The sequence below is a fragment of the Methylobacterium ajmalii genome (assembly GCF_036448855.1).
Taxonomy (GTDB): Bacteria; Pseudomonadota; Alphaproteobacteria; order Rhizobiales; family Beijerinckiaceae; genus Methylobacterium; species Methylobacterium ajmalii.
The window spans coordinates 298,219-315,546 of record NZ_JAZFXT010000028.1; the positions used below are offsets into that span (position 1 = coordinate 298,219).

The following is a 17,328-nucleotide window of genomic DNA, read 5'->3' on the forward strand; positions in this document are numbered from 1 at the left end:
CGGACGCGCTGTCTTGCCGGATTGTCCTGGCCTATATCCGGCGCCGATCCCGCCCGGAACCGGTCCCTTGTCCAGTCAACAGACCCCCCCGGCCGAGCCCGAGCGGCCCGGCCTCGTCGCGACCTACCGCCGCCTGTGGCCGTATCTCTGGCCCCACGGCCGGCCCGACCTGCAGCGGCGCGTCTTCATCGCCTTCGGTCTCCTGCTCGTCGCCAAGGTGGTCACCTTGGCGATGCCGTTCACCTTCAAATGGGCGACCGACGCCCTGGTGGCGGTGGTGGGCGGCCGGGACGGCCTCGGCAAGGAGGCCGCGGTGCCGACCGGGATCTGGGCGGCGCCCGCCCTGATGATCCTGCTCTACGGCGCCACCCGGATCGCCATGGCGCTGCTGACGCAGGTGCGCGACGGGTTGTTTGCCAAGGTGGCGATGCACGCGGTGCGGCGCCTGGCGCTGCAGACGTTCCAGCACATGCACCAGCTGTCGCTGCGCTTCCACCTCGAGCGCAAGACCGGCGGCCTGACCCGGGTGCTCGAGCGCGGCCGCAACGGCATCGAGGAATTGTCGCGCCTGATGGTGCTGACGCTGGTGCCGACCATCGTCGAGTTCCTGCTCGTCATCGGCACGCTCGCCTACGAGTTCGACATCCTCTACTCGGTGGTGGTGCTCGTCATGGTGGCGGCCTATCTCGGCTACACCTACAAGGCCACGGAGTGGCGCATCGCCATCCGCCGGCGGATGAACGATTCCGACACCGACGCCAACACCAAGGCGGTCGATTCGCTGCTCAACTACGAGACGGTGAAGTATTTCGGCGCCGAAAAGCGCGAGACGGACCGCTACGACCAGTCGATGGCCCGCTACGAGAAGGCCTCGACCCAGACCTACGTCTCGCTCGCGGTGCTCAACGCCGGCCAGGCGGTGATCTTCACGATCGGCATGGGCGTGGTGATGTGGCTGGCCGCCCGCGACATCATGGCCGGGCGGGCGACGATCGGCAGCTTCGTGCTCGTCAACACGATGCTGGTGCAGCTCTCCATGCCGCTCAACTTCATGGGCATGATCTATCGCGAGATCAAGCAGGCCCTGATCGACATCGACGACATGTTCAAGATCCTGCACCGCAACCCGGAGATCGCCGACCGGCCGGGCGCGCAGCCGCTCGCGGTCTCGGACGCGGTCGTGCGGTTCGAGGACGTGCACTTCGCCTACGTGCCGGAGCGGCCGATCCTGCGCGGCATCAGCTTCACGGTGCCGGCGGGGCGCACCGTCGCGATCGTCGGTCCGTCGGGGGCCGGCAAGTCGACGCTGTCGCGCCTGCTGTTCCGGTTCTACGAGCCGCAAGGAGGCCGCATCACGGTCGACGGGCAGGACATCGCGTCGGTGCAGCAGGACTCGTTGCGCGCCGCGATCGGCATGGTGCCGCAGGACACCGTGCTGTTCAACGACACGATCGGCTACAACGTCCGCTACGGCCGCTGGGAGGCCTCCGAGGCGGAAGTGCGGGAGGCGGCGACGCTGGCCCAGATCGACCGCTTCATCGCCGCCCTGCCGGAGGGCTACGACACCCCGGTGGGCGAGCGCGGCCTGAAGCTCTCGGGCGGCGAGAAGCAGCGCGTCGCCATCGCCCGCACCATCCTGAAGGGCCCGCCGATCCTCGTCCTCGACGAAGCGACCTCGGCGCTCGATTCCTTCACCGAGCGCGAGATCCAGGACGCCCTCGACCGGGTGAGCCGCGGCCGCACGACGCTCGTCATCGCCCACCGCCTGTCGACGGTGGTCGGGGCCGACGAGATCATCGTCCTCGACCAGGGCCGCATCGCCGAGCGCGGCACCCACCTGGGGCTGCTGGACCAGGGCGGCGTCTACGCTGCGATGTGGAACCGCCAGCGCGAGGCGGAGGCCGCCCGCGAGGCGCTCAAGCGTGCGGAATCGCAGGAGGGCGAGAGCCTGCGCACGCACCTGGAGCCCGGCGAGATCCCCGGGACGCTCGCCAAGGCGCCCGAGCCGGCCGCGGTCTCGTGAGTGACGGGGAGCGTGCATCGGCGCTCCCCTGCACCTCGTCTTAAACGGCACCGGGCGAGAATGGGCCCGAGCCCGCCGGACCTATCCATGTCGATCGACCTGCCCACTTCGGCCATCCCGCCCGCGACGGCGGCCGTCCCTCGCTCCGGCCCCTTCCTCGTCCGTTTGCAGGTTTCGGCCGCCGCGATCGCCCTGCTGCTCTCCGCCTTCCTGCTGTTCTCGGTCCAGCCGATGTTCACCAAGATGGTGCTGCCGCGCCTCGGTGGCAGCCCGGCGACGTGGTCGGTCGCCCTGGTGGTGTTCCAGGCCCTGCTGCTCGGCGGCTATCTCTACGCCCACCTGCTCGCTCGGCATCTCGGCACCCGCGCGGCGCTCGCAGTCCATCTCGGGCTGATGCTGGTCGCCGCGCTGGCGCTGCCGATCGGCCTGCCGGCAGGCTTCGACCGGCCGCCGGGAGAGAACGAGGCGCTCTGGCTCGTCGGCCTCTTCGCGACCGCGGTCGGGCTGCCGTTCTTCGCCCTTTCGGCGAACGGGCCGCTGCTCCAGGCCTGGTTCGCCCGCTCGGGCCATCCGCGGGCCGGCGACCCCTACTTCCTCTACGCCGCCTCGAATGTCGGCTCCTTCGCCGCGCTCCTCGCCTACCCGCTGCTGATCGAGCCCCTCCTGACGTTGCGGGTGCAGGCCGAGGCGTGGGTTGCGGGCTTCGCGGTCCTCGGCCTCCTCATCCTGGCCTCAGGCCTCGCCTCCGGTACCGCTCTGCCGGCGTCACCGGGGACGCCGGCACCGGCCCTGGCTTCCCCCGCACCGGGCTGGCCACGGCGTTGGGCCTGGATCGGTTTCGCCTTCGTGCCCTCCGCCCTCCTGGTCTCGGTCACCGCCCACATCTCGACCGATGTCGCGGCGGCGCCCCTCCTCTGGGTGGCGCCCCTCGCGCTCTTCCTCCTCACCTTCGTGATCGCCTTCCGGGACGGGATGGGCCGGCCCGGCCCGGCGCTCCTGCGCCTCCAGGTCTGGGGCACCGCGCTCGCGCTCGCGAGCTTCGTCGTCGGCGTCGGGCTGTGGGGCGGGCTCGCGCTCCATCTCGGCCTGTTCTTCGTCAGCGCCCTGATCGGCCACGCGAGGCTCTACCACCTGCGTCCGGCTTCCGACCGGCTGACGGAGTTCTACGTGTGCGTCTCGCTCGGGGGCGTGCTCGGTGGCATCGCCTGCGGGCTGGTCGCGCCGCTCGTGTTCTCGCGGGTGGTCGAGTACCCGCTGCTGATCGTCGCCGCCCTGGCCTGCCAGCCGGGCTTCGCTGCCGGCGGCCGCGCCTCGCTCGTCCGGGCTGCGCAGGGCGGTCTCGCGGCGATGGCCGCGGCGGCGCTCATGGTGCTGGCTGGGCGGGCCCTCGGCGTGTCGGCCCTGCCGCAGCTCCTCGCCCTCGCGGGGGCGGGCCTGCTGGCGGCGAGCTGGCGCGATCCGCAGCGCCTCGCCGTGGCGGCATTGCTCGCCCTCGTGGCCGGCCTCTCGGTGATGCGGGCGGACGCGGCGGTGAGCATGCGCTCGTTCTTCGGCATCCACCGCATCGCCGAGACGCCGGACGGGACGATGCGCCTGCTCATGCACGGCACCACGATCCACGGGGCGATGCGGCTCGTGAACCCGGACGGCACCGCCCCCGACGGGCCGCCGGAGCCCCTGGTCTACTACACGCCCGAAGGGCCGCTCGGCAGGGCGATCCGAAGCGTGCGGGCGGCGCGGGGCGGCTCGCTCGGCGCCGTCGCGGTGGTCGGTCTCGGGACCGGCAGCCTCGCCTGCCACCGGGTCGGGGACGAAGCCTGGCGCTTCTACGAGATCGACCCGGCGGTCGCCCGCATCGCCCGCGATCCGGAGAAATTCCGCTTCCTCTCGGCCTGCGGCCCCGACATGCCGGTGGTGCTGGGCGACGCCCGCCTGACCCTCGCCGAGGCGCCGGGCGGCGAGAATCCGGGCGGGTTCGGACTCCTGATGATCGACGCCTTCTCGTCCGACGCGATCCCGGCCCACCTCCTCACCCGGGAAGCCCTGGCGCTCTACCTCGCCAAGCTGTCGCCCACCGGCGTGCTGGTGATGCACATCACCAACCGCCACCTCGACCTCGGTCGCATCGTGGCCCGGGTCGGTGCGGAGTTCGACCTGTCGACCTTCGTCGCCCGCGAAGCCTTTGCCTTCGACCCGGTGCGGTTCCGTGCCGCGGGCACGGTCGCGTTGCTCGCCCGCGATCCCGCCCATCTCGGCACGCTCGCGGCCGATCCGGCCTGGGAGCGGATCGGCCCCGATCGGGCGCGGCGCCCCTGGACCGACGATTTCTCCAACATCCTCCAGGCGATGGCCGACAAGCACGCGCTCCCGCGCCGATCGAACGATTGACGCGAAGCCACGCGCCTGCCATCCGCGGGCGCTGGACCGGCCGTTCGCGGCCGGGACGACGGCCCGAGGACCGACCCGAGGACTTATGACCGACCTGTTCGAGACGATCCGCCGCGTGCTCGTGCCGATCCACAAGGAGGGCTACCCCTTCATCGCGATCGGCATCGTGCTGACGGTGCTCGCCGGCACCTTCGTGCAGTTCCTCGGCTGGATCTTCCTGCTGCTGACCCTGTGGGTCTGCTACTTCTTCCGCGACCCCGAGCGGATCGTCCCGGTCGGCGACGGGCTGGTGATCTCGCCGGCCGACGGCCGGGTGAACCTGATCAGCACCGTGCTGCCGCCCTCCGAGCTCGACCTGCCGTCCGTGCCGATGCTGCGGATCTCGGTGTTCATGAACGTGTTCGACTGTCACGTGAACCGGGTGCCGGTCACCGGCCGCATCGACCAGGTCCACTACACCCCGGGCCTCTTCCTCAACGCAGAGCTCGACAAGGCGAGCGAGGACAACGAGCGCAACGGCCTCGTCATCGAGACCCGCCAGAACGGCGAATCGGTGCGGATCGGCGTGGTGCAGATCGCCGGCCTCGTCGCGCGCCGCATCGTCGACTGGGTCAAGCCCGGCGACGACCTCACGGTCGGCGACCGCTTCGGCCTGATCCGCTTCGGCTCGCGGGTCGACGTCTACCTGCCGGCGGGCACGCGGGTGCTGGTCGGCCTCGGCCAGAAGGCGGTGGCGGGCGAGACCGTGCTGGCCGACCTGCGCGGGACCGGCCCGGTGCGGCAGTTCCGGCGCACCTGACAGGGGAGGCCTCGCATGGACGACCTCTTCCCGCCCTTCGCACCCGAGCCGAACGAGCCCAAGTCGACCGATTCGAAGTCGGTCGAACCGAAGTCGCGCCGGTTCAAGCCGGTGCCGGTGCGGATGATCATTCCCAACATGATCACCCTGATGGCGGTGTGCCTCGGGCTCACCGCCGTGCGCTTCGGCTTCGAGGGCAAGTTCGAGCCGGCGGTGATCGCGATCATCGCCGCCGCGGTGCTCGACGGGGTCGACGGGCGGGTGGCGCGCCTGCTCAAGGGCACCTCGCGCTTCGGCGCCGAGCTCGATTCGCTGGCCGATTTCGTCAATTTCGGCTGCGCCCCGGCGCTGATCCTCTACAGCTTCGTGCTGCACAACCTGAAGTCGCTGGGCTGGATCGTCGCCCTAATCTTCGCCATCGCGATGGCGCTGCGGCTCGCGCGCTTCAACGTGATGCTGGACGATCCCCACCGGCCGGAATGGAAGAAGAACTTCTTCGTCGGCATGCCGGCCCCGGCCGGCGCGCTGACCGTGATGCTGCCGCTCTACCTGCACTTCCTCGGCTTCGAGATGGCGCCGAGCCTGGCGCCGGTCGCGCTGATCTACATGCTGGTGATCGCCCTCATGGTGATCTCCACGGTGCCGACCTTCTCGGGCAAGACCATCGGCAAGCGGGTGCCGCGGGAATACGTGCTGCCGATCTTCGTCGTGACGGTGGCGGCGTTCGGGCTCTTGATCAGCTTCCCGTTCGAGATCCTGGCTCTCCTGAGCCTCGGCTATCTCTGCGCGATCCCGATCGGCGCCAACCAGTACCGGCGCCGCCTCAAGGCCGAGGCGGCCGCGGGCCCGGCCGAGGACGCGCCGGCGGCCTGAACCCGGCGCGGCGCCTTTCAGCGCCGCCGCGCCACCAGGAAGAGCCGCGGGAACGGCAGCAGCACCCGCCCGTCCTCCTGCGCCGGATAGGCCTCGCGCAGGCCGGCCTCGTAGCGGGCGAGGTAGGCCGCCTGCTCGTCCGGGGCGAGGGGCGCCAGGAACGGCCGCAGGCCGGTCGCGCGCACCCACTCGACGATGCCGCGATGGCCGGGGAGCGGGTGGATGTAGGTGGTGCGCCACAGATCGACGCTGCAGCCCGCCCGCGACAGCCAGGTGTCGTAGTCCTGCACGCTGCCCAGCGCGGTGCGGGCGCCCGCGGCGCCGGCCAGCGCGTCGCGGAACGGCGCCTCGGCGGCCACCTCCCGCATCAGCCGGTGCGAGGGCTCGTCGAGGTTGTCGGGCATCTGCACCGCGAGGCAGCCGCCCGGCGCCAGGAACCCGGCGAGGCGCGGGAGCAGGGCGGCGTGGTCGGGCAGCCATTGCAGCACCGCGTTGGCGTAGATCAGGTCGGGCAGGGCCTCCGGCTCCCAGGCGGCGAGATCGGCCTCGACAAAGGCGAGGTCGGGCAGCGTCCGGCGCGCCTCGGCCAGCATGGCGGGCGAGGAATCGAGGCCGGTGATCGCCGCCCCGGGGTAGCGCGCCGCCAGGAGCGCCGTGCTGTTGCCCGGCCCGCAGCCGAGATCGACCACCCGGGCGGGCGCGGCCAGCGGCACCCGTGCCAGGAGGTCGGCCGCCGCGCGGGTGCGTTCGTCGGCGAATGTCAGGTAGCGGCCCGCATCCCAATCCGTCATCGCGACACTCCCCGGCGCCCTCTTGCGCTCCAGCTTAATCCCGGTCGGTCCGCCCGCGTGACGCCGCGTCGCGCAGGGCAGACCCCCGCTCGCAGGAGACCGGTCCGGCATGCTCGAGGAATTCAAGAAGTTCGCCCTGCGGGGCAACGTCGTCGACCTCGCGGTCGGCGTGGTGATCGGCGCGGCCTTCGGGGCCATCGTCACCTCGCTGGTCCAGGACGTGATCATGCCGATGGTGGGCGCGATCACCGGTGGGCTCGATTTCTCGAACTACTACCTGCCGCTGTCCTCGAAGGTGCAGACGGGGCTGGCCTACGCCGAGGCCAAGAAGCAGGGCGCGGTGATCGGCTACGGCCAGTTCATCACCGTGGCGCTGAACTTCCTGATCGTCGCCTTCGTGCTGTTCGTGGTGATCCGCGCGATGAACCAGCTGCAGCGGCGCGAGGAGGTCAAGAAGGAGGATCCGGCCGAGGTGAAGCTGCTGGCCGAGATTCGCGACCTCCTGGCGGCGCGGCGCTGAGGGCCGCGCCGGACCGGCTCATGCCCGCGTGCCTCGGCGTCGACACGTCGATGCCGAGGCATCCGGCGCCGACGCCCGTTCGGGCTTGCCCTGCACCATCGAACGCATCGGTTCGACGGTGCGGCGGTGTCACGGGCTGAAGATCAGCGTCAGGTAGGCGAAGAAGACCACGAGGTGGACGGCGCCCTCCAGCACCGTGGTGCCCTGGCGCGAGAAGGTGATGACGCTCAAAAGCAGCGTCATCGCCAGCACCGCCATCTCGGCCGGGGCGAGGCCCAGCACCACCCGCTGGCCCGAGATCAGCCCGATGGCGAGGACCGCCGGCACGGTGAGGCCGACCGTCGAGGTCACGGCGCCGAGGCACAGGTTGATCGCCCGCTGGAGCTGGTCGCGGCGGATCGCCTTGACGGCGCTGATGCCCTCCGGGGTGAAAACGATGGCGGCGATGATGACGCCGCCGAGCGCCGAGGGCGCGCCCAGCGCCTTGATGCCGTGGTCGAGGATCGCCGCCAGGCTCTTCGACAGGAGCACGATCGGCAGCAGGCTGACGAGGAGCAGGCCGGCATGGCGCAGGATCGCGCCCGCGCCGGCATCCGGGTGGGCGGCGCGCGCCTCCGGCGCGTCGGCGCCGGGCTTGACGAAGTCGAGGAAGAAGTCGCTGTGGCGCCCGGTCTGGAGCAGCAGGAAGATGCCGTAGAGCACCACCGTCAGCACCGAGAAGGCCACCGCCTGCACCACGGTCAGCGAGCCGTCTGGGGTCGAGGTCGTGAAGTTCGGAATGATGAGCGCGATGGTGGTGAGCGGGATGATCGCCGCGAGATACGCGCCCGCCCCGTCCAGGTTGTAGTTCTGGCGGTGGTGGCGCAGGCCGCCGAGGATCAGGCCGAGGCCGACGAGGCCGTTCATCACGATCATGATGACGGCGAACATCGTGTCGCGCCCGAGGGTCGGGGCGGCCTTGGCGCCGAGCATCACGGCGGCGACGAGCGCCACCTCGATCACCACGATCGACAGGGTCAGGATCAGGGTGCCGTAGGGCTCGCCCAGGCGGTCGGCCAGCTCCTCGGCCTCGTGCACCACCCCGAAGGCCGACCACAGGATGACGGCGAACAGCCAGGCGAACAGCCCGGCCGCCACCAGGGGGGCGTCGAGCCCTCCGAGCCAGCCGCCGCCGAACACCGCGAAGGCCGCCACCGTCGCCCACGCCACTCCCAACCGCACGACCATCATCGTCCCGAACGCTCTCCGGCTGCCCCGCCCGCCACAAGGGTCGCGCGGGCGCCGGCGTCAAGGTTTAATGTTGCTCGTTCATTGCCGGTGGGCGAAGGCCCAGTACAGCGCGCGCGCCTTGGCGAAGAGAGGGCCGGGCGCGAAGGTCCGGTCGTCGAGGGCGGTGACCGGGACGACCTTGGCGTAGTTGCCGACCGAAAAAACCTCGTCTGCGCCCATCAGGTCGTCGACCGTCAGCGTCGTCTCGACCACGGTGACCCCCGCCTCGCGCAGGAGCGCGATCACCCGGCCGCGGGTGATGCCGGCCAGGAACGTGCCGTTCGCGACCGGCGTATAGACCACGCCGTCGCGGGCCATCATCACGTTGGCGGTGGCGAACTCGGCGACGTTGCCGAGCGCGTCGCGCATCAGGGCGTTGCCGAAGCCGCGGGAGGCAGCCTCCGCGATCGCCCGGGCGCCGTTCGGGTAGAGGCAGCCGGCCTTGGCGTCGAGGGGCGCGGAATCGGCGGTCGGGCGCCGGAACGGCGACAGGGTGGCGGTGAAGCCGGTCGGCGGCGGCATCGGCGCCTCGTAGAGGCACAGGCACCAGCTGGTCGAGGCCGGGTCGATCCGCACCGCGCCGCCGAGCCCGCCCTCGGCCCAGTACATCGGCCGGATGTAGAGCGCGGCGTCGGGCGAAAACCGCGCCAGGCCCTCGCGCACGAGCGCGGTCCAGGTCTCGTGCGTCACCACCGGCTCGAGGCCGAGCGCCACGGCCGAGCGGTTGACCCGGGCGAGGTGGAGGTCGAGGTCCGGCGTCACCCCCTCGAAGGCGCGGGCACCGTCGAACACCATCGAGGCGAGCCAGGCGGCATGGGTGCGCGGCCCCATCATCCGCACGTTGCCCGGATGCCAGGCGCCCTCGAAGTAGGTCCAGGTTTCTTCCTGCGCCGTGCCGGCCATGTCTTTCGTCCCGGTCATGTCGCGCTCCCGTTCCCGTCCCCGGCATGATGGCGCGGCCGCGCGCCGGCTGTCCATGCCGGGAGGTCTTCGGCCGGCGAGGGGGAGGGGCGAGCCGGCCGCGGGTCGGGCCGTCGGCGTCACGCCAAGGCTTCGGGGAGCAAGACTTCGGGGAACAAGGCTTTGGGCGACACGGCGTCGTGCAGAGGCGTCACGCGACGTCGAAGTCGCCGGGGCGCCGGGCCAGGAGCTCGAGAGTGCGCACCACCGCGAGGCCGATGCGGTCGGCGTCGAACATGCCGTCCGGGGTCGCCGGCTCGACGCCGACCGGGCCGATCTGCCCGTCTGGCGTGTCGATCACGACCTGGTAGACATCGCCCTTCGGGCTCGCCCGGTCGCGCACCAGCGACACCGCATGCGTCCCGATCTCGCCGTAACACCGGACGTACTGCGCCGGGCCGCCGCCGCGGCCCGCCTTCCGGTCGTTGCCCGGGGCCTCGTCCCGGGTCTCGTCCCGAGCCTTGGCCGCGCGCTGGAAATCCGGACGGATGACGTTGTCCATCTGCCTCTCCCGCTGGTCGCCGATCGATCCACCGGGGCTACTCCTCGGTCCGACCCGGCCCGTCCGGGACCCGGGGCGGCCGCGCGAGACCCGACGCGGCGTATTCCTCCTCGGCGCTTCGGGGCACGCCCTGATTCGCCATGCCGCCTGTATGACACAACTGGATTGCGTGCGGATTGCGTTGAATGTTGCGCATGCGGCGACGCCGCCCGCGGCGGAGCCGGGACGGCGCGGGAGACGCGGGGAGGGGAGCGGGGAAGATCGGTCGTCGCGGTGGTGACGGTGCGGGCCGTGGTGATGCCTGCCCATCGGCCGGCTCGGCAGGATGGGGCGGCGCTTCCGTCCTTCATCGAGGGTCGCGTAGAGCGGCTGCGCGCCGTCCATTCCCTGCGTCACAGGGCGCCGTCGAGCATCCGGGCGCTCCGGAGTCCCGCCAGAGCCCCGGTGGTCACGCTGCGTCGCATGACACGATCCTCGCCACGGACACGTCCCACGACGCCTCCCTTGGGCACCTGCGGCCCCCCGGGAGCGCGAGGACGCGTCGAGCAACTTGGCGCGGACCTCCCCGGAGGCCGACGGCTCCGTCACGTGCGGCATCGGCGGGCACGATTCGCGGAAGGCCACGCTGAAACCCGGCCAGGACCGGTTCGTTGGCTCGTGCGTCCGGTACTCCCCGGGTGTTTATTGCCGCGCAGCGTCCCAAGGGGTCTCCATGCATCGTCGTCTCGTCGTCTCCGCCATCGTGTCCGCCGTGGCGATCCCCTCCCTGGCGAGCGTCGCCTTCGCCCAGCAGCAGGGCGGCCCGACCGCCGCCGCCACCGGCAATACCGGGGCCCGGATGGGCGAAGCCGAGGCCAGGCACGCCGCCGACACCCTGGCGGCCGGCTCGGCCTCCCTGGCGGCGAGCCGTGTCGCCCTGAACAAGGCCACGGACCCGCACGTCAAGCAGTTTGCCCGGATGGAGGTCGCCGAGCAGGAGACCATTGCCGACGTGCTCAAGGCGATGCGCGATCCCGCCCAGGTCGCCAGCGGCCAGGTGAAGCCCCCGGCCGAGCCCGAGGTCACCGGCCAGCTCGACCCGAAGGGCAAGGCGATGCTCGACAAGCTCGACCAGGCCAAGTCCGGCAAGGCCTTCGACAGCGAGTACCTCCGCGGCCAGATCGAGGGCCACCAGGCGCTCCTGAAGATCCAGGAGGCCTATCTCGCCTCCGGCAAGGACCGGGAGAATCTCGGCGTCGCCAAGCTCGCCCGCGGCCAGATCCGCGAGCACCTGGCGCTGCTGACGGAGATCGAGAAGGCCCTCAAGGACTGAACGACGGACGCGCCCTCGAACGGCGTTCGAGGGCGCCAATCATCTTGCGAGAAGTGTCCGGCAGGAAAAGTCCGGTGCTCGTCGCGCGACGGAATGGCCGTCGGTCGTCCGCTCCGTGGCGGCCCCGCCGCATCCGGCGCGGGCCGCCCGTCGGATCGGGCCCGATCAGCCCTCGGCGGCTCCGCCCATCATTCGCTGCATCTGGGAGAGCTGCGAGATGTGCAGCCGGATCAGCGGCACGGCGCCCCGGGCGATGCGGCGGAGCGCCGGGTCCTCTCCGCCCTCTGCGTAGGAGCCGTGGAGCGCCAGGGCCTCGCGATGGCCCTCGAGCGAGGCGTCGACGAAGGCCGCGTCGTATTGCGGACCGCCCTGAAGGCCGGAAAGCTGCCCCAGGATCTGCGCCTTCTGCTCGTCCGAGGTCATGCCGCCGGGGGCACTGCCGGGGCCCGTCACGCCGAGCACCCCGCCGACGGTTCCGGCCGCGGCCCCGGCCACGCCGCCCGCCACCGCGAGGGGCGCCGCCACCAAGCCGCCGACGAGCCCGCCGGGGCCCGCCAGACCCCCTCCCGCCAGACCTCCGCCGACCGGCACCGCCACGGTGCCGCCGGTGACCGCGTCGATCTTGTTGGCGAGGTTGACCTGTTCGGTCACCTCGGCCCGCGCGAACCGCTTGACCCGCGGGTTCCCGGTCTTGGCGAAGGCGTCCCGGGCGGTGCTCTCAAGGAAGAGGCCGCCCTTGGTGGCCATCGCCAGGTAGGCGGGCGTCGGCATGGCGCCGGCCGCGACCGGCTGGGCCACGGCGGTGCGGGTGACCGCCAGGGCGGCAGTGGCGGACGCGAGGCCGGCGAGGAGGTGGCGGCGATGCATGAAACGGGCTCCGGGTGAGGGTGCGCAACCCGGCGCTCTCGGCCCCGGATGCTCCGGGGGAGTAATTTTCTCGCTCTGCCGACGTTCCGCCGCGCCGAAACCCGATGCCACGATCGCGGCACCGTCACGCAGCGCGGACGTTCACGCCCGGCGCGGCCACGCCTCCGGCGTCGCCCGTCGCATGAAGCGCCGCCACGGCCGGCTCATCAGCACGAAGGCCAGCACCACGCCGGCGGCGTACCAGCCGTGCAGGCTGGCGTAGCCGCCCTCCGGCGTCCAGGCGAAGCCGCCGAGGAAGACGTAGGAGACGGCCGCCGCCAGGGTGCGGAAGGCGAGCAGCCAGGGATGCTGCAGGATCGGATCGCCGTTCGCGACCGCGACCCCGAGCCCGGTCAGGGCGAAGAGCACGCCGCCGAGCGGCAATCCGAGGAACAGCGAGAGGACGGCGCGCAGGAAGAGCCCCGGCCAGTCGCGGCGACGACGGGTGGGGGCGGGGATTGCGGGCGCGTCGGTCACGGTCGTGTGCGGCATGCGGCTTTCGGCGCTGGCGGGCCGCGCGACGCGGCCGGGGCGGATCAAGCCACCAGCGTGTAGCCCAAACCGGGCCGGTCCCTCCAGGGTGTCCGTGCGGGAGGGGCCGCGCGAAGCGCTCCTCCCGCCGCTGCGCCGCGCCTCAGGTCTCCAGTTCGCTGTCCCAGTACAGGTAGTCGATCCAGGTGTGGTGGTACTGGCGGTGGTCGAATTCCGGCTGGCGGCGGTGCAGCTCGTGGCGGCTCGGCCGGCGCGGCTCGTTGAGGAGCGGCATCTCGGCCTCCTCGGGGGTGCGGTTGGCCTTGCGCAGGTTGCACGGGCTGCAGGCCGCGACGACGTTCTCCCAGCTCGACAGCCCGCCGCGGGAGCGCGGCACGACGTGGTCGAAGGTCAGGCCGCCCGAGGGCAGGCGCAGGCCGCAATACTGGCACGAGAACGTGTCGCGCAGGTAGATGTTGTAGCGCGTGAAGGCGGGGCTGCGCGCCATGGCGACGTAGCTCTTGAGCGCCACCACGCTCGGCACCCGCAACGAGCGGCTGGGGGAGCGCGCCTCGACGTCGTAGCTCGCCACCAGGGTGACGCGGTCGAGGAACAGGGCCGTGAACGCATCCTTCCACGACCACAGCGAGAGCGGATTGTAGGAGAGCGGCCGATAATCCGCGTTGAGCACGAGGGTTTGAAGATCCAGCATCATCCTGCCCTGGCGACGGGCCGACCGCAGCGAAGGGGGCCGGCGTGAAGCCGGTCCTCGCGGTGCTCGCCAGGAGAGGAGATGGGGACCATCGCCTACCCTCCGAGCCGGTCGGGAAGAGTGGGGGGACACGGCGGATGGACGCGGCGGCCGCTCGCGGAGCGCACGCCGTCGATCCTGCCCGGGATGCGATCCGGGCGCCGTCTGGGCTGCCGATGAGGCGCGATCACCGCCATCCTCTCGCAGCAGAACGAAAAGGCCGTGTCCATCGGGGCTTAGTCTAATAGCAGCATGACAGGGTTGTGAAGGTTTCGGGTCGGGGCGTCTCGTCACGCCCCACCGGTTTCGCGTTCCACAGGGGAACGCGCGTCCCGTTCCCTCGGTCCATCCTCCGCGCCGCGGTGCCGGATGCCGTTGCGTCAGGGACCGCCCGGCACCGATTTTCGCCCCATTGATTCGCGATTCCCCCGGCCCGCCGCGTTCGACCGTCCGTCCCCGATGACGTAGGTGGGGCGGGCAACCGTCCCCGCCGCCCCGGCCGCCGGGCGGCCCGCGCGGGCCCCGGAGCCCTTGCGGCGGCGGGCGGACGACGACGCGACGCGGGTGAGAAGGAGTAGGCATGAGACAGCTTCGCCGATGGACGATCGCCCTGGCCGCATTCCTCGTGAGCCCCGGGCTCGCGGCTGCGCAGGGCCCCGCGGCGAAACCGGAGCGGGCCGTCCTCGCCCAGGCGCAGGGCGCCAAAGCCGACACCAAGGCCGACACCAAGGGCGAGAAGGCGGCCCAGCCCGCCGCGGCCCAGCCCGGCGCGCCCGCGGAGGCGGCCAAGCCCGCCGCCCCGCCGCCCCAGACCCCGATCTCCGAGCAGATCAAGCAGATCCGCGCCCAGCTCGACGCCGAGAAGGCCGACCTCGACCAGCGCGAGCAGGCCCTGACCCATCGGGAGCTGAACAAGGACGACCTCGCGCTCCTGCGCGAGGGCATCCCGCCGGTGGCCGATCGCCTGCGCCAGGTCGTCGACCATCTCGGGCCCCGGCTCGATGCGGCCAAGGAGCGGCTGACCCAGCTCGGGCCCAAACCCAAGGAACCCGAGGGTGCCGACGTGGCGCAGGAGCGGGCCCAGCGCGAGGCCGGCGTCGCCGAGATCGACGACACCCTGCGGCTCGCCCGCTCGCTCCTGGTCCAGAGCGACCAGATCACCGACCAGATCAGCAACCGTCGCCGCGCCGCCTTCACCCGCGCCCTGTTCGAGCGCACCGACGGCCTGGTGAGCCCGAGCCTGTGGCTGCGCGCAACGAGCGATTACGGCCGCGACCTGCGGGCGCTGAAGGCCTCCCTCGACGACTCGGTCGTCCAGGTCCAGCGCCGGGGCACCGCCCTCAACCTCGTCCTGCTGGCCCTCGCGATCGGTGTCTCGGTGGCGCTCTATGTCGGGCGGCGCCACATCGCCCCCCGGGTCGGCCACCGCGCCGCGACCGACGGGCAGCCGACCCGGTTCGCCCGGGTGATGGCGGCCTGGCGGGTCTTCCTCGTCGGCGCCGTGCCGGCGGTGCTCGGCAGCTTCCTCGTCGGCTACACCCTCGACGTCACCGAGCTCCTGCCGGTGCGGTTGCTGCCGGCGGCCCACCGGATCGTCGCCTCGCTGGCCTTCGTGGCGGTGGTCGAGGCGATGGCCGACGCGCTGCTCTCCCCCGACCGCCCGGCCTGGCGCCTCGTCGCGATGACCGACGCCACCGCCGAGCGGCTGAACCGCCTGATCCTCGCCATCGCCTCGGTGATCGCGGTCGGGCGCACCATCGAGGGCCTGAACGAGGGCATCTCGCTCAGCCTGCCGATCACCATCGTCACCAAGGGCGTCTTCGCCGCGGTGGTCGCCGTAGTGCTGGCCGAGGGCCTGCGCCGTTTCGCGGCCCGGGCCGAGGAGGCCGACGAGGCCTGCCTCGGGCCCTACATCGCGGCCGAATCGAATGCCGGCATCGGCGGGCCCCTGCGCATCCTCGGCTGGATCGTGGTGGCGGCGATCGGGGTCTCGGCGCTCGTCGGCTACATCGCCCTGTCGTCGTTCCTGATCGACCAGCTGATGTGGACCGCGATCGCCGCGGCGATGCTCTACCTGGCGATCGCGAGCGTCGACGCCGTGGTGGCCTCCGCCCTCCAGGCCGATTCGCGCATCGCCACGGCGCTCCAGGCCAATACCGGCCTGCGCAAGCGCTCGCTCAACCAGATCGCGGTGCTGATCTCGGGATTCGTCCGGGTGCTGCTCCTCACCGCCGCCGGAGTGCTGCTGCTCGCCTCCTGGGGCGTCGATTCGACCGACCTGTTCACCTGGGCCCAGGCCGCGTTCTTCGGCTTCACGGTCGGCGGGGTGACGATCTCGCTCTCGACCATCGCCATCGCGATCGGGCTGTTCACGCTCGGCCTCGTCATCACCAAGGCGATCCAGCGCTGGCTGGAAAACACCTACCTGCCGGCCACCGACCTCGATCCCGGCCTGCGCAACTCGATCTCGACGGTGAGCGGCTATGTCGGCTTCCTGCTCACCCTGGCGCTGGCCTTCTCTTATCTCGGCCTGAGCCTGGAAAAGCTCACCATCGTGGCCGGCGCCCTGTCGGTCGGTATCGGTTTCGGCCTGCAATCGATCGTCAACAACTTCGTCTCGGGCCTGCTGCTGCTCTGGGAGCGGCCGATCCGTGTCGGTGACCTCGTGGTGATCGGCGACAACGAGGGCTATGTCCGCCGCATCAGCGTGCGCTCGACCGAGATCCAGACCTTCGACCGCTCGGCGGTGATCGTGCCGAACTCGAACCTGATCTCCGGCGTGGTGAAGAACCGGGTGCGCGGCGACCGCACCGGGCGGGTCACGATCACGGTCAGCGTCCTGCGCAACCAGGACCCGGTCCATGCCGCCGAGCTGATCGTCGGCTGCGCCAAGGCCCATGCCGAGGTGCTCAAGGAGCCGCCGCCCCGGGTGGTCTTCCGCAAGATCGGCGACCCGTTCCTCGAGTTCGAGCTGATCGCGATGATCACCGATGTCGGCTCGCAGGCGAAAGTGCAGAGCGACCTCAACTTCGCGGTGTTCAGGACCTTGTCGGAAGGCGGTCTCATCCCCAATCTCGGACCCGGATCGAGCATCGTCACGGTTCAGGGGCTCGACGCGATGCAGGACGCCATGGGGCAGATCGCCCGCATGACCCTGCCCGGCGCCGCCCGCCCCGAGCCCCGTCCCGAGACTCGCCCCGACACCGAGGCCGAGCGCCGCAGAACCCCCGAGACCGTGCCGTGACCGTCATCCCCGCCGCGCTGAGGCGCCTCGCCCTCCTCGCCCTTCCGGCCGGCCTCGCCGCCTGCTCGGCGACCGAGGCGACGCGGGTGACGAGCGCGGCGGGGGCGGGACCGAGCCTGTACTGGCCGATGGCGGCGACCGGCGCCCAGATCGACGCCGGCGCCGCCCAGCAGATGATCGCGGCATACCGCAGCAACAAGGGCCTGCCCCCGCTCGCCCTCGATCCCGGCCTCCAGCGCCTGGCCGAGACCGAGACCGCCGCCATGGCGGCGGCCGGCCGCCCGAGCCAGGCCGATATCGTCAAGACCGTTGCGTCCCGGATGGGCTTCCCCGAGCCCGGCGCCAACCTCTCGGCCGGCTACCACACGCTGGCCGAGGCGTTCTCGGGCTGGCGCGAGAGCCCGTCCCACAACGCCGTGATGCTCGATCCGACTGCTACCCGGATGGGGATCGCCACGGCCTACGCGCCGGGCTCGAAGTACAAGGTGTACTGGGCGCTGCTGGTGGCGAAGTAGGCCG

General features: G+C 71.7%; 15 protein-coding genes. 8 read left to right on the forward strand and 7 right to left on the reverse strand.

The features are described from left to right. Positions 1–67 precede the first annotated feature (67 nt). The 4 genes from V3T34_RS14820 to pssA all read left to right on the forward strand — a co-directional run bounded on the left by V3T34_RS14820 (position 68) and on the right by pssA (position 6,083). Positions 68–2,023, forward strand: coding sequence for an ABCB family ABC transporter ATP-binding protein/permease (locus tag V3T34_RS14820; protein ID WP_305077683.1), 1,956 nt, complete (start codon positions 68–70; stop codon positions 2,021–2,023). A gap of 87 nt (positions 2,024–2,110) precedes the next feature. Beyond that, the gene (locus tag V3T34_RS14825) at positions 2,111–4,411 is read left to right on the forward strand and encodes a fused MFS/spermidine synthase (protein WP_236012959.1); all 2,301 of its coding nucleotides are present in this window, start codon (positions 2,111–2,113) and stop codon (positions 4,409–4,411) included. 85 nt (positions 4,412–4,496) lie between these two features. After that, positions 4,497–5,210, forward strand: a complete 714-nt coding sequence (locus tag V3T34_RS14830; RefSeq protein WP_048431092.1) for a phosphatidylserine decarboxylase — start codon at positions 4,497–4,499, stop codon at positions 5,208–5,210. 15 nt (positions 5,211–5,225) lie between these two features. Continuing rightward, positions 5,226–6,083 carry a CDP-diacylglycerol--serine O-phosphatidyltransferase gene (gene pssA, locus V3T34_RS14835; RefSeq protein WP_060850711.1) on the forward strand — a complete coding sequence of 286 codons (858 nt, stop codon included), beginning with the start codon at positions 5,226–5,228 and terminating at the stop codon, positions 6,081–6,083. Positions 6,084–6,100: 17 nt separating this feature from the next. On the opposite strand, the gene tam is transcribed toward pssA, so the two are convergent. Next, positions 6,101–6,874, reverse strand: a complete 774-nt coding sequence (tam, locus tag V3T34_RS14840; protein ID WP_305077684.1) for a trans-aconitate 2-methyltransferase — start codon at positions 6,872–6,874, stop codon at positions 6,101–6,103. A gap of 109 nt (positions 6,875–6,983) precedes the next feature. On the opposite strand from tam, the gene mscL reads away from it, so the two are divergent. Further along, positions 6,984–7,394 (forward strand): large conductance mechanosensitive channel protein MscL, encoded by a 411-nt coding sequence (gene mscL, locus V3T34_RS14845; RefSeq protein WP_060850709.1) that lies wholly within the window; start codon positions 6,984–6,986, stop codon positions 7,392–7,394. 129 nt (positions 7,395–7,523) lie between these two features. Here mscL and V3T34_RS14850 read toward each other — a convergent pair whose 3' ends face one another. The 3 genes from V3T34_RS14850 to V3T34_RS14860 form a co-directional block, all read right to left on the reverse strand. Further along, a complete protein-coding gene (locus V3T34_RS14850; protein ID WP_407942707.1) occupies positions 7,524–8,615 on the reverse strand; it encodes a calcium:cation antiporter in 1,092 nt (363 codons plus the stop codon). Between the two features lie 87 nt (positions 8,616–8,702). Continuing rightward, positions 8,703–9,584: a branched-chain amino acid aminotransferase gene (locus tag V3T34_RS14855; RefSeq protein WP_060850707.1), complete on the reverse strand. Its 882-nt coding sequence runs from the start codon at positions 9,582–9,584 to the stop codon at positions 8,703–8,705. A gap of 190 nt (positions 9,585–9,774) precedes the next feature. Then, on the reverse strand, positions 9,775–10,125 hold the full coding sequence (locus V3T34_RS14860) for a hypothetical protein (protein ID WP_060850706.1): 351 nt from the start codon (positions 10,123–10,125) through the stop codon (positions 9,775–9,777). 712 nt (positions 10,126–10,837) lie between these two features. On the opposite strand from V3T34_RS14860, the gene V3T34_RS14865 reads away from it, so the two are divergent. After that, positions 10,838–11,437 (forward strand): DUF4142 domain-containing protein, encoded by a 600-nt coding sequence (locus V3T34_RS14865; RefSeq protein WP_305079617.1) that lies wholly within the window; start codon positions 10,838–10,840, stop codon positions 11,435–11,437. 165 nt (positions 11,438–11,602) lie between these two features. Here the strand turns inward: V3T34_RS14865 and V3T34_RS14870 are convergent, their stop codons facing one another. From V3T34_RS14870 to V3T34_RS14880, 3 genes are all read right to left on the reverse strand, one after another. Then, positions 11,603–12,304, reverse strand: coding sequence for a DUF4142 domain-containing protein (locus tag V3T34_RS14870; protein ID WP_305079618.1), 702 nt, complete (start codon positions 12,302–12,304; stop codon positions 11,603–11,605). A 141-nt stretch (positions 12,305–12,445) separates the two neighbouring features. Then, complete coding sequence (locus V3T34_RS14875; RefSeq protein WP_305079619.1) at positions 12,446–12,835, reverse strand: hypothetical protein; 390 nt, start codon at positions 12,833–12,835, stop codon at positions 12,446–12,448. A gap of 142 nt (positions 12,836–12,977) precedes the next feature. Further along, positions 12,978–13,526, reverse strand: a complete 549-nt coding sequence (locus tag V3T34_RS14880; protein WP_048431169.1) for an HNH endonuclease — start codon at positions 13,524–13,526, stop codon at positions 12,978–12,980. Positions 13,527–14,145: 619 nt separating this feature from the next. Here V3T34_RS14880 and V3T34_RS14885 point away from each other — a divergent pair. Then, complete coding sequence (locus V3T34_RS14885; protein WP_305079620.1) at positions 14,146–16,809, forward strand: DUF3772 domain-containing protein; 2,664 nt, start codon at positions 14,146–14,148, stop codon at positions 16,807–16,809. Continuing rightward, positions 16,806–17,324, forward strand: a complete 519-nt coding sequence (locus tag V3T34_RS14890) for a CAP domain-containing protein (RefSeq protein ID WP_244537474.1) — start codon at positions 16,806–16,808, stop codon at positions 17,322–17,324. The genes V3T34_RS14885 and V3T34_RS14890 overlap by 4 nt, the downstream gene beginning before the upstream one ends. Positions 17,325–17,328 lie beyond the last annotated feature (4 nt).